Raw genomic sequence first — 11487 nt, 5'->3', positions numbered from 1 at the left:
TCACTTCGCACCGTGGAGACGGGGCGGCAGCCGCCGCACCGGCCCTCCCGGTCAACCAGAGGAGAGGTGCATGGCCAGGGGTACGCGCAAGACCGCGGTCCTGAAGCTCGGCGGGGTGGGCGCCCTCGCGGCGCTGTTGTTCGCCGGCGGACTGCAACTGGCGTCGGCGGGCGAGAACAACCGCCCGGCCACCACAGCCGCCGCGCAGACCGTGAACTGCCCGACCGTACGCGACAAGCTGCCCGCCGTCCCCGCTGCGGCGTCGGCCCAGGTGGAACGGGAACTGGCCAACCTGGACCAGGAGATCGCCCGGCAGAACGAGCGGCTGGCCCGGCAGGCGGTACGCCCCGAGGGCGGACCGGCGTTCATCGACAACGCCATCCTCGGCCCGCTGCGCAGCAAGCGCGTCGCCGTGCTCGACCGCATCGAGATCGCCTTCAACCGGATCGGCGCGCAGCGACCTAACCTGGACGCGCTGGCGGCCTGCTCGCTCAACGCCCCGGGCGTGCCGAGCGCCGTCAACGGCGGCGCCGGCCAGAACGGTGCCGGCCAGAACGGCAACGGCAACGCCGGCGGGCAGAACGGCAACGGTCAGACCGGCAACGGCAACGCCGGGGGTCAGAACGGCAACGCGGGCGGCCAGAACGGTAACGCCGGCGGCGCGGCGCGGACCGTCAACTGCCCCCGCGTCGTGCTCCCCGCCGTCCCGGCGGCGGCCGCGGGCCAGGTGCAGGCCGAACTGGCCACGCTGGACAAGCAGATCGCCGAGGCCGACGCCCGCCTGGCCCGGCTCGCGGTACGCCCCGAGGGCGGACCGGCGTTCATCGACAACGCCATCCTCGGCCCGCTGCGCAGCAAGCGCGTCGCGGCGCTCGACCGCATCGAGATCGCGTTCAACCGGGTCGGCGCGCAGCGGCCGAACCTGGACGGGTTCGCCACCTGCGGCCTGAACTGACAGGGACCGGTCGCGGCCCGGCGGTGCGCATCCCGCCGGGCCGCGACAGCGGTCACAACGGCCCGAACACGTCGCCCGGGTCGACGTCCAGCGAGAGCGTCTCCAGCACGGTGAGCAGTTGCCGTTCCTCGTACCGGAAGTGCGACTCCATGATCGCCGCCACGCCCTCCAGGTGCCGGGCCAGTTCCCCGGGCGGGGCGTCGCGGGCCACCGCCGCGCTCAGCCCGGTCAGCAGGTACCCGATCATCGAGTGGTCCTGCCGCAGCCGGTCCAGCGTGCCGCGCAGCTCCGGATGCCGCGCTGCGATCGCCGGGAAGAGGCTGTGGTCCTCGCCCTCGTGATGCGCGGTCAGCGCCGCGCAGAACCCGTGGCAGAACAACAGCAGCTCACGTGTCGCCGGGCTGGCCGGCTCGCCGTCGGCGAGCGCCCGCCGGGTCACCGCCAGCGCCTCGCGCAGCCGCTCGTGAACGGCGCGCATCTCGCGGCTCCAGGCCACCAGCCTGGTCTGTTCGCCCTCAGCCATGAGGCGAGGGCGAAGGGACGACGAGTGTCATCGTCGTACTCCCTTCGATCCGGCGCCTCCATGCCTGACACGGTCTGCCACCGGCACGCGACGCTGGGCGGAGCCTAACCGGCGGTACCGGCGCCATCAAGTAGTGCCAGCGCTACCCCGGTTCGGCAGCTGGCGGTATGGAGCGCGGGGCCCGGTTCTCCGAGGCTTGAGGTCGTACCCGTTCACCTCCGTCGAGGAGTTCCCATGACCCGCCGTACCTTCCCGGTGGCCGTCGGCGCCGCGGCCCTGCTCACCGTCACCGCGCTGGGTGTGCCCGCCGCGTCCGCCACCACCACCGACCCCCGGCGTCCGGCCGCCGACGCGGTCCAGCAGCGACTGGACGGCCTGGTCGCCGAGCACGGCTTCCCCGGGGCGTTGGCCTCCGTACGCCGCGACGGCCGGGTGCGCGACTACACCGCCGGGGTCGGTGACCTGCGCACCGGCGCCGGGATCCCCCGCGACGCCCGGGTGCGCGTCGGCAGCAACACCAAGACGTTCACCGCGGTGGTCGTCCTCCAGCTCGTCGGCGAGGGCCGGATCGACCTGGACGCCAGCGTCGAGCGCTACCTGCCCGGCTTGGTGCGCGCCAACGGCAACGACGGGCGGCGGATCACCGTACGCCAGCTGCTCCAGCAGACCAGCGGCCTGCCCGACTACGACGACGTGGTGTTCGGCAAGGCGCAGGACCTCGTGGACCGGCGCAGCGACTACTTCGACCCGCGCCGGCTGCTGGACGAGGCACTCACCCAGTCGCGGCACTTCCCGCCGGGCGAGAAGTGGGAGTACAGCAACACCAACTTCGTCCTCGCCGGACTGATCGTCGAGCGGGTCACCCAGCGCCCGGTCGGCGAGGAGATCACCCGGCGGATCATCGAGCCGCTGCGGCTGCGCGACACGTACTGGCCGCAGACCGGCGAGCAGGACCTGCCCGGCCGGCTGCCGCGCGGATACGTGGCGGTGGAGCCCGGCGCGCCGTGGGTCGACGTGACCCGGATGGACCCGTCGCTGGGCTGGGCCGCCGGCCAGCTCGTCTCGACGCCGTCGGACCTGCGCACGTTCTTCGAGGCGCTGCTGGCGGGCCGGCTGCTCAAGCCGGCCCAGCAGGCGGCCCTGACGCGTACCGTGCCGGCGCCCGACTTCGAGCCCGGCGGCGTGTGGGAGTACGGCCTGGGCATCGCCCGGCACGAGTTGCCCTGCGGCGGTCACGCCTGGGGGCACGGCGGTGACATCCAGGGCTTCCAGACCCGCAACCTGTCCACCACCGACGGGCGCAGCGCGGTGGTCGCGGTGACCGGGCTGCCGACGAGCATGGAGATGCTGGAGGCGGTCACCAGCACCGTCGACGCGGCCCTTTGCGGCACCCGCCGCTGATCCGCCTCGACACCGCACGTGCGCCGCCTCCCGCGAGGCGGCGCGCGGACGTGCGTGCGTCTACCGCCGGCCGTCGAGGTAGCGCAGCACGGCGGTGACCCGGCGGTCGGCGCGGTCGTCAGGCGGCAGGCTCAGCTTCGCGAAGATGCTGCGGATGTGCTTGTGCACCGCGCCGTCGGTGACGAACAGCCGTTCCGCGATCGCGCCGTTGCCCAGCCCTTCGGCCATCAGCGCCAGCACCTCGTGCTCACGCGGCGACAGCTCGGCCAGCGCGGTGTCCGGCCGCCGGTTGCGGGCGAGCAGCTGCCCGACCACCTCGGGGTCGATCACGCTGCCGCCGGCCGCGACGCGGTGCAGCGCGGCGAGGAACTCCTCGACCCGGCCCACCCGCTCCTTGAGCAGGTAGCCGAGCCCGGAGGCGCCGACCGAGAACAGCTCGGTGGCGAACGCCTGCTCGACGTACGCGGACAGGACCAGCACCGCGAGGCCCGGCAGGCGGCGGCGGGCCTCGACCGCGGCGACGATCCCCTCGTCGGTGTGCGTGGGCGGCATCCGCACGTCGACGATCGCCACGTCCGGCCGGTGCTCGTCCACGGCGGCCAGGAACTCCCCCGGCGTGCCGGCGGTGGCCACCACGTCCAGGTCCTCGGCGCGCAGCAGCAGCGCCAGCCCCTCGCGCAGCAGCGCGTCGTCCTCGGCGATCACGATCCGCATGGCAGCTCCACGTGCATCCTCGTCGGTCCTCCCGGTGGACTCGTCAACGTCATCCGCCCGTCGTACGCCTCGACCCGGCGGCGGATGCCGGTCAGCCCGGAGCCGCGCGTCTCGTCGGCGTCCCCGCGCCCGTCGTCGGTGACTGTGACGAGCAGCCGGTTCCCCTCCCGGCGCACGGCGACGTCCACCGCGCTCGCGCCGCTGTGCCGGACCACGTTCGTCAACGCCTCGGCCACCACGAAGTACGCGGTGGCCTCGACCGACGCCGCGCAGCGCACGTCGACGTCCACCGACAGGCGGCACGGCACCGCGCACGCCGCGGCGAGTCCGTCGAGCGCCCCGGCCAGGCCCCGGTCGCCGAGCACCGGCGGCAGGATGCCGCGCACCACCGTACGCAGCTCACCGAGCGCCTGCTCGGCCGCGTTCTGCGCGCGTTCCAGGATCTCGTCGGCGCGGGCCGGGTCACGGCGTACCGCCCGCCGCGCGGCGCCGAGCAGCACGTTCACCGCGACCAGCCGGTTCTGCGTGCCGTCGTGCAGCGAGCGTTCGATCCGGCGCAGCTCCACCGCGTGGGCGTCGAGCGCGGCGGCCCGGGTGGCGGTCAGTTCGGCGACCCGCAGCGACAGGTCGAACCCGGGCGGCGGGGGCAGCAGCCGGCGGCCCGGCCGGGCCTGGATCCGCGCCAGGGCCGGCCCGGTCGCGACCGCGAGCACCAGCCACCCGATGCCGAGCACGCCGACCGTGAGCGCGTCGCCGAGCCCGTCGACGCGCCACCAGCCGATCCCCGGCGCACCGGCGTCCGGCGGCACCAGCCGGTACCACAGCGGGAACGTCATGTCCTGCACGGCGTAGATCGGCAGCGCGAGCGCGATCAGCCCGGCGCCGAAGCCGAGCGTTCCGTGGGTGGCCACCCAGCGCAGTTCCCGCCGGACGACCGGGTCGCGCAGCGCCGGGCGCACCCCGGCCGGCACCGGGCCGGGCGACGGGATCGGCGGCCCCCACCGGGACAGCCGGGCACGCTCGCGGTCGGCCACCGACCGCACCGCCCGCAGCATCCCGGGTACGAGCAGCAGTCCGACCCCGCCGACGCAGGCCGCCGCCACGACGACGGCCCCGAACAGCGCGCCGAGCGCCAGCACGGCGGTGCCGAGCCCGCCGACGAGGTGCTCCAGCGCGTCCACCGCGGCGCGGAACCGCCTGCGTACGTACTCCATCCCCGGCCCACCCCCGGCCGCCACGATAGGTCACCGCTGTCGCCGTCCGTCAGGTCCGGGCGCGGAAAGTACAGCCTGCTGTACCCCGGTCGTCGTGCTGGCGGGATCGTTCCCGGCCGGCCGCGCGCCTAGCGTCGAGGTGCAAGGACGTCACCCGAGGAGGCAGCCGTGAGCGACCTGGACCGTACCGCCGAGAACACCGCCGCGACGACGCCCGTCACCCGGATGCGCCCGCTGCTCTGGCTGGTGCTCGTCGTCAGCGTGGCGGCGAACGTGACGCTGTCGAGCGTCCTGGACAACCCGTGGGCCGGTTCGGCCTTCGGCGCGCTGGCGCTCGCATCAGGCGCGGCGCTGGCAGTGAACCACTACCGCAACCGCTGACCCGCCGCCGTGCGGGCGGCGCCGGGAAGCCGGGCGGGGCGGGCCGTGACGACGATCGGCCCGCCCTGCGACGTTCGCCCCGCGACCACTCCCCGGCTGGTACGACTGGTGTCGTCGCGGGAGGTCCGCAGCTGAGCGCGTTAACGTCACCACTCGATTGACAGACGACTATGTGAACGCCAGGCTAGGGGGGATTGTTAGCGCTAACGCGGACGTCATCCCCACCGCAGAGGAGGGCCCCCGTGCCCCTGACCCGACGCGCGTTCACCCTCGGTGCCCTGTCCACCGCCGCAGCCGCCTCCGGCGCGCTCAGCCTGCCCCGCGGCGCGCTCGCCGCGCCGAACACGGCCTACGCCATGGCCTACTTCACCGAGACGCCGAACGGTCTCGGCGCCGACTACGGCCTGCACCTGGCCGTCAGCCGGGACGGCCTCAACTGGACCCCGCTGAACCAGAACAACCCGGTCGTCACCCCGACCGCCGGGCAGCTCGGCCTGCGCGACCCGTTCGTGCTGCGCAGGACCGACGGCACGTTCGTGGTGCTGGCCACCGACCTCAAGGGCACCAACTGGGGGCTGACCAGCCAGTACCTGCACGTGTGGGACTCCACCGACCTGACCGCGTTCACCGGTTACCGGCGCATCCGGATGCACACGCTGGACACCCACACGTGGGCGCCGACCGCGTTCTGGGACGCCGCCCGCGGCCAGTACGCTATCGTCTACTCCGCCAACAACGGCCGGGACGTGCTGTTCGTCAACTACACGAGCGACTTCCGCACCGTCAGCGCACCGCAGGTCTACTTCAGCCCGGGCTTCGGCGTGCTCGACGGCGACGTGGTGGTCGACGGCGGCACCACGTACCTCTACTACAAGAACCTCGACGACGGGTACCTGTACGGCGCCCGGTCCGCCACCGGCGCGCCGAACAGCTTCACCACGTACACCAGCGGGCTGCGGCAGGGAAACGCGATCGAGGCGCCGCTGCTGCTGCGCACGAACGAGGGCGGCTGGCGGCTGTGGGGCGACTCGTTCAGTCCGGTCAACAACGACTACTACGCCTGGTCCACGACCACCATCGCGGGCAACTCGTGGACGCCGCTGAACCAGCGCGACTACACCCCTCCGCTGAACTCCAAGCACGGCTCGATGGTCGGCATCAGCGACGCCGAGTACGCCGGGATGGTCAACCGCTGGGGCACGCCGAACTGGGTGCGGCTCAAGTCGTCGAACCTGCCCGACCGCTACGTCCGGCACGCCGATCGGATCGCCCGCGTCGACGCGTACCCGTTCGACCCCTACCAGGACCAGATGTGGCGCATGGTCCCCGGCCTGGCCGACTCCGCCGGCGTCTCGTTCGAGTCGGTCAACTACCCCGGCAACTACCTGCGGCACTACGACTACGCGGTCCGGCTGGACCCGAACGACAGCACCGCCACGTTCCGCGCCGACGCCACCTTCCACCGCGCCGCCGGCCTGGCGGACAGCACCTGGTCGTCGTTCCGCTCGCACAACTTCCCCACCCGCTACCTGCGGCACTACGACTACCGGCTGCGCATCGACCCGCTCGGCGCCGGCTCCCCCGCGATCGACAGGCAGGACGCCACGTTCCGGGTCACCGCGTAACCGCCCCCACCACCACCGTCCCCCCACCACCACCGTCCCCCGCCACGGAGGCCGCCATGCCCGCTCCCCTGGTGAACCGCCGATTCCTCCTGCGCACGACCGCCGCGACGGCCGTCGCGGCCACCGCCGGCGCCGCCGCCGGGTCCGTCTCCGCAGGCGGTACGGCACACGCCGCGCTGCCACCGGCCCGCCCCGACATCGGCGTGTCCGCGTACGCGTTCGACCCCGGCCAGGTACGGCTGACCGCCGGCCGCTGGCAGGACAACCAGAACCGTACGGTCGCCTACCTGCGCTTCGTCGACGTGAACCGGCTGCTCTACAACTTCCGGGCCAACCACCGCCTGTCCACCGGCGGCGCCGCCGCCAACGGCGGCTGGGACGCGCCCAACTTCCCGTTCCGCACCCACATGCAGGGGCACTTCCTGACCGCCTGGGCACAGGCGTGGGCGGTGCTCGGCGACACCACCTGCCGGGACAAGGCGCTCACCATGGTCGCCGAACTGGCCCGCTGCCAGGCCAACAACGGCGCGGCCAGGTTCAGCGCCGGGTACCTGTCCGGCTTCCCGGAGTCCGACTTCACCGCGCTGGAGGCGCGGACGCTCAGCAACGGCAACGTGCCCTACTACTGCATCCACAAGACGCTCGCCGGGCTGCTGGACGTGTGGCGGCTGATCGGCAGCACCCAGGCCCGGGACGTGCTGCTGGCGCTGGCCGGGTGGGTCGACCAGCGCACCGGCCGGCTCACCTCGGCCCAGATGCAGGCCATGCTCGGCACCGAGTTCGGCGGCATGAACGCGGTGCTGACCGACCTCTACCAGCAGACCGGTGACGGGCGGTGGCTGACTGTCGCGCAGCGGTTCGACCACGCCGCCGTGTTCAACCCGCTCGCCGCCAACTCCGACCAGCTCAACGGGCTGCACGCCAACACGCAGGTGCCCAAGTGGATCGGCGCGGCCCGGGAGTACAAGGCCACCGGCGTCACCCGCTACCGGGACATCGCCGCGAACGCGTGGGCCATCACGGTCGGAGCGCACACGTACGCCATCGGCGGCAACAGTCAGGCCGAGCACTTCCGGGCACCCAACGCGATCGCCGGCTACCTGCGCAACGACACGTGCGAGGCCTGCAACACGTACAACATGCTCAAGCTGACCCGGGAACTCTGGCAGCTCGACCCGGACCGGGTCGCGTACGCCGACTTCTACGAGCGCGCGTTGCTCAACCACATGATCGGCCAGCAGAACCCGGCCGACGCGCACGGCCACGTCACGTACTTCACCCCGCTCAACCCGGGCGGGCGCCGCGGTGTCGGCCCGGCGTGGGGCGGCGGCACGTGGAGCACCGACTACAACTCGTTCTGGTGCTGCCAGGGCACCGGGCTGGAGACCAACACGACGCTGGCGGACGCGATCTACTTCCACAACGGCACCACGCTGACCGTCAACCTGTTCGTCCCCTCGGCGCTCACCTGGAGCCAGCGCGGCATCACCGTCACCCAGGCCACCTCGTACCCGGTCGGCGACACCACGACGCTCACCGTCACCGGCTCGGTGGCCGGGTCGTGGACGATGCGGATCCGGATCCCGGCGTGGACCAGCGGGGCGAGCGTCAGCGTCAACGGCGTCGCGGCGGGCATCGCCGCCACGCCGGGCAGCTACGCCGTCCTGACCCGCGCCTGGACCTCCGGCGACACGGTCACGGTCCGGCTGCCGATGCGGGTCACCACTGTGGCGGCCAACGACGACGCCGCGGTGCAGGCCGTCACGTACGGGCCGGTGGTGCTCTCCGGTAACTACGGCAACGCCACGTTGAGCGGTCTGCCGACGCTGGACCCCGCCTCGGTCACCCGTACCGGCGCCGGCAGCCTCGCGTTCACCGCCCGGGCCGACGGCGCCACCGTCAACCTCGGCCCGTTCTACGACGCCCACGGGCACAACTACACGGTCTACTGGCGGGTCGGCGCGGGCGCCGGCGGCGGGGAGGCGAGCTTCCGGCTCGCCAACGCGGCGAGCGGCCTGGTGCTCGGCATCCAGAACATGTCCACAGCCGACGGCGGGCTCGCGCTCCAGTGGGGCGACACCGGCACCGCCGACCACGACTGGCAGCTGGTGGTCGACGGGTCGGCGCTGCGGCTGCGCAACGTCAACAGCGGCAAGGTGCTGGGCGTGGAGAACATGTCCACGGCTGACAACGCCCGGATCCTCCAGTGGGCGGACAACGGCACCGCCGACCACCTCTGGACCGTCGTCGACGTGGGCGACGGCAGCCACAAGCTGCGCAACGTGCACACCGGCAAGCTGCTCGGCATCTCCGGCGGCTCGACCGCCCAGGGCGCGTTCGCCGTGCAGGATCCGGACAACGGCAGCCTGGACAACCAGTGGCGGTTCCTGCCCAACGGGGCGCGGCGGATCCAGAACCTCGGCAGCGGGCTGGTGCTCGGCGTGCAGAACATGTCCGCAGCGGACGGCGGGCTGGTCGTGCAGTGGGGCGACACCGGCACCGCCGACCACCTCTGGACCGCGCTCGTGGACACCGGCGGCTACCTGCGGCTGCGCAACGGCAACAGCGGCAAGGTGCTGGGCGTCGAGGGCGGCTCGACAGCGGCCGGCGCCCGGATCGTCCAGTGGGCCGACAACGGCACCGCCGACCACAGGTGGCGGCTGCGGCACGGCGGAGGCGGCTGGTTCCGCATCCAGTGCGCGAACGGCGGCCGGGTGCTCGGGCTCAGCGGCGGCTCCGGCGCCCAGGGCGCGCAGGCGGTCCTCGCCGACGACACCGGGGCCGCGCACCAGCGCTGGCGGTTCCTGTAGATCAGGCGGTGACGGTGGGAGCGGTCCGGCCGCTCCCACCGCCACCGGGATCGGTCAGGGCGTCAGGGCGTCAGGGCGTCCGGGGCGGGAGTCCAGGTCGACTCGTCCCGCACGTCGTCGGCGACGGTGATCCCCTCGGCGATCCGCAGCAGCTCGGCCTGGGGCAGCCGGCCGCCGACGCCCTCGGAGCTGACCTGGACGACGACAGTGCCGTCGGCGCTCCAGATGTTGCAGAACCCGCCTCCGCGGGCCGCCCCCGGGTAGCACTTCGTCGCACCGGGCTCCGGTGACTGGTTGGAGCTGGTGCTCGGCGTGACGAAGATGTGGAACCCGTCCCTGATCCCGCCCTCGACCGAGTCGAACGGCGCGGTCAGGCCCGAGGTGCGCAGGGGCGGCCTGGTGTACGTCGCGCCGCCGTAGTCACCGGCGCGGGCGGTGGCGATGCCGCTCAGGCCGGGCATGGCGTGCGTGCCCACCTGGAGCGGCACGTAACCCCGCGGCAGGTAGCCCACCGTGAACGGCAGCGGCGCCGGCGTCGGCCCGGCCGGCTTCAGGCCCGCGACCAGGCCGCTCAGGTCCGCGAAGCTCGGCGTCGCCGCGTCGCCGGAGATCGATGTGACGGCCGCCCAGGCGTTGTGGGCGTACTCCCAGGCGAACAACTTGTTGCCCGGATCCACCGGGTTGCGCGGGTCGAGGCCGAACGGCAGCGTCGCCTGCACCGCCCTGCGCCCGGCCACCCTGACGCTCCGACCGTCCTTGACCGCGGCCGGATCGAAGGCGCCGGGCCGGTAGACGGTCAGGTACGCCCACAGAGTCGGCTTCGCCCCGGCGGCCGTCCTCTCCTGCTCGAACGCCTCGGCCTCGTCCTGGCTGACGGGCTTGTCGTTCGAGGTGTGCCGGTCGGAGTAGACGGGGGCGATCTGGTACGCGGTCGACACGACGATCGGGTCCTGCACGTGCAGCGTGCCGGCGTCGTACCCGGTGAAGGTGAAGGTGAACGGCGAGGCGTCCGGCCAGGGGCTGACGCCCGGACGCGGCGCCTCGGACAGCGCCGAGGCGGTGCGCCTCGCGTCCAGGGTCGGCACCGTGATCGCGGCGGCGACCGCCACCGCGACGAGGCCCGCCGCGCCGGCTGTCGCGAACCGGTTCCGGCGGCGCCGCTCGGCGCGCCGCCCGGCCGCGACGATGTCGTCGACGGTACGGCCCATCGGCGGCTCGTCGCCGGTCACGGCGTCCACCAGTTCACGCAACTGCATTCGTCCACTCCTCCATCGGCCTGCCGGTGAGATTGAGGTGTTCGCCGCCGAGGGACTCGCGCAGCTTCGCCAGCCCACGGGAGACCTGGCTCTTGGCCGTGCCGACCGTGCAGTCGAGCACGGCGGCCGTGTCCTCCAGGCTCAGGTCCAGGTAGTGCCGCAGCACCACGGCGGCCCGCTGTCCCGCCGGGACGGCTTCGAGCGCCGCCCGCAGGCGCATCCGCTCGTCAGTCACCGCCGCCGTGTCCCGCACCGCGGCGTCCGGCATGGCGTCGCCGGCCGACCGCTCGCGCCGCCAGGGCCGGCGGGTCTCGTCGATCGCGGCCCGGTAGACCATGGTCTTGACGTAGAGATCGGGCCGCTCCAGCTTCCGCCAGCGTGGATAGAGCTTGACCAGCGCGTTTGCCACGGCGTCCTCCGCGGCGTGCCAGTCGCCGCAGGTCATGTACGCCAGCTTGCGCAGGGACGCCATCTGTGACGTCACGAACTCGCGGAACGCTTGCTCGTCTTCGGCTTTCAATCGACTGCCTCCTCGTGACGGAGGTAGAACGGCTACGCCCGCCCGGGAAGTTGCACGGACGGCGGACCAATTCCGCCACGTGTCCGGA

10 protein-coding genes are annotated in these 11487 nt (G+C 73.2%); 5 read left to right on the top strand and 5 right to left on the bottom strand.

Annotation, left to right across the window (positions count from 1 at the left end):
• Positions 1-70 precede the first annotated feature (70 nt).
• Positions 71-955 (top strand): hypothetical protein, encoded by an 885-nt coding sequence (locus IF06_RS0103010; protein ID WP_030268791.1) that lies wholly within the window; start codon positions 71-73, stop codon positions 953-955.
• Between the two features lie 52 nt (positions 956-1007).
• Here the strand turns inward: IF06_RS0103010 and IF06_RS0103005 are convergent, their stop codons facing one another.
• Positions 1008-1478, bottom strand: a complete 471-nt coding sequence (locus tag IF06_RS0103005; RefSeq protein WP_030268789.1) for a hemerythrin domain-containing protein — start codon at positions 1476-1478, stop codon at positions 1008-1010.
• A 234-nt stretch (positions 1479-1712) separates the two neighbouring features.
• On the opposite strand from IF06_RS0103005, the gene IF06_RS0103000 reads away from it, so the two are divergent.
• Positions 1713-2879: a serine hydrolase domain-containing protein gene (locus IF06_RS0103000; RefSeq protein ID WP_030268787.1), complete on the top strand. Its 1167-nt coding sequence runs from the start codon at positions 1713-1715 to the stop codon at positions 2877-2879.
• Between the two features lie 60 nt (positions 2880-2939).
• Here the strand turns inward: IF06_RS0103000 and IF06_RS0102995 are convergent, their stop codons facing one another.
• Both IF06_RS0102995 and IF06_RS0102990 read right to left on the bottom strand, forming a co-directional pair.
• On the bottom strand, positions 2940-3593 hold the full coding sequence (locus IF06_RS0102995) for a response regulator transcription factor (protein WP_030268785.1): 654 nt from the start codon (positions 3591-3593) through the stop codon (positions 2940-2942).
• Positions 3581-4807, bottom strand: a complete 1227-nt coding sequence (locus tag IF06_RS0102990) for a sensor histidine kinase (RefSeq protein ID WP_030268783.1) — start codon at positions 4805-4807, stop codon at positions 3581-3583. The genes IF06_RS0102995 and IF06_RS0102990 overlap by 13 nt, the downstream gene beginning before the upstream one ends.
• A 168-nt stretch (positions 4808-4975) precedes the next feature.
• Here IF06_RS0102990 and IF06_RS0102985 point away from each other — a divergent pair, with 168 nt between their 5' ends.
• From IF06_RS0102985 to IF06_RS0102975, 3 genes are all read left to right on the top strand, one after another.
• Positions 4976-5188, top strand: a complete 213-nt coding sequence (locus IF06_RS0102985; RefSeq protein WP_030268782.1) for a hypothetical protein — start codon at positions 4976-4978, stop codon at positions 5186-5188.
• Positions 5189-5430: 242 nt separating this feature from the next.
• On the top strand, positions 5431-6813 hold the full coding sequence (locus IF06_RS0102980; protein WP_030268780.1) for a glycoside hydrolase family 43 protein: 1383 nt from the start codon (positions 5431-5433) through the stop codon (positions 6811-6813).
• A 56-nt stretch (positions 6814-6869) separates the two neighbouring features.
• Positions 6870-9623: a beta-L-arabinofuranosidase domain-containing protein gene (locus tag IF06_RS0102975; protein ID WP_030268779.1), complete on the top strand. Its 2754-nt coding sequence runs from the start codon at positions 6870-6872 to the stop codon at positions 9621-9623.
• A gap of 62 nt (positions 9624-9685) precedes the next feature.
• Here IF06_RS0102975 and IF06_RS0102970 read toward each other — a convergent pair whose 3' ends face one another.
• Both IF06_RS0102970 and IF06_RS0102965 read right to left on the bottom strand, forming a co-directional pair.
• A complete protein-coding gene (locus IF06_RS0102970) occupies positions 9686-10879 on the bottom strand; it encodes a hypothetical protein (protein ID WP_030268776.1) in 1194 nt (397 codons plus the stop codon).
• Complete coding sequence (locus IF06_RS0102965) at positions 10866-11399, bottom strand: SigE family RNA polymerase sigma factor (RefSeq protein WP_030268774.1); 534 nt, start codon at positions 11397-11399, stop codon at positions 10866-10868. Before IF06_RS0102965 ends, IF06_RS0102970 begins: the two co-directional genes overlap by 14 nt.
• Positions 11400-11487: the final 88 nt, after the last annotated feature.

Origin of the sequence: Micromonospora globosa, assembly GCF_000717585.1 — a bacterium.
In the GTDB taxonomy this organism is placed as follows: Bacteria; Actinomycetota; Actinomycetes; order Mycobacteriales; family Micromonosporaceae; genus Micromonospora; species Micromonospora aurantiaca.
Note: the sequence above shows the minus strand (reverse complement) of the source record. Positions and strands in the feature narration are given on the sequence as shown.

What these genes read in the sequence shown, in the direction of transcription:
- IF06_RS0103010 (WP_030268791.1), top strand. Translation starts at nt 71, where the DNA reads ATGGCCAGGGGTACGCGCAAGACCGCGGTCCTGAAGCTCGGCGGGGTG.
- IF06_RS0103005 (WP_030268789.1), bottom strand. Translation starts at nt 1,478, where the DNA reads ATGGCTGAGGGCGAACAGACCAGGCTGGTGGCCTGGAGCCGCGAGATG.
- IF06_RS0103000 (WP_030268787.1), top strand. Translation starts at nt 1,713, where the DNA reads ATGACCCGCCGTACCTTCCCGGTGGCCGTCGGCGCCGCGGCCCTGCTC.
- IF06_RS0102995 (WP_030268785.1), bottom strand. Translation starts at nt 3,593, where the DNA reads ATGCGGATCGTGATCGCCGAGGACGACGCGCTGCTGCGCGAGGGGCTG.
- IF06_RS0102990 (WP_030268783.1), bottom strand. Translation starts at nt 4,807, where the DNA reads ATGGAGTACGTACGCAGGCGGTTCCGCGCCGCGGTGGACGCGCTGGAG.
- IF06_RS0102975 (WP_030268779.1), top strand. Translation starts at nt 6,870, where the DNA reads ATGCCCGCTCCCCTGGTGAACCGCCGATTCCTCCTGCGCACGACCGCC.
- IF06_RS0102970 (WP_030268776.1), bottom strand. Translation starts at nt 10,879, where the DNA reads ATGCAGTTGCGTGAACTGGTGGACGCCGTGACCGGCGACGAGCCGCCG.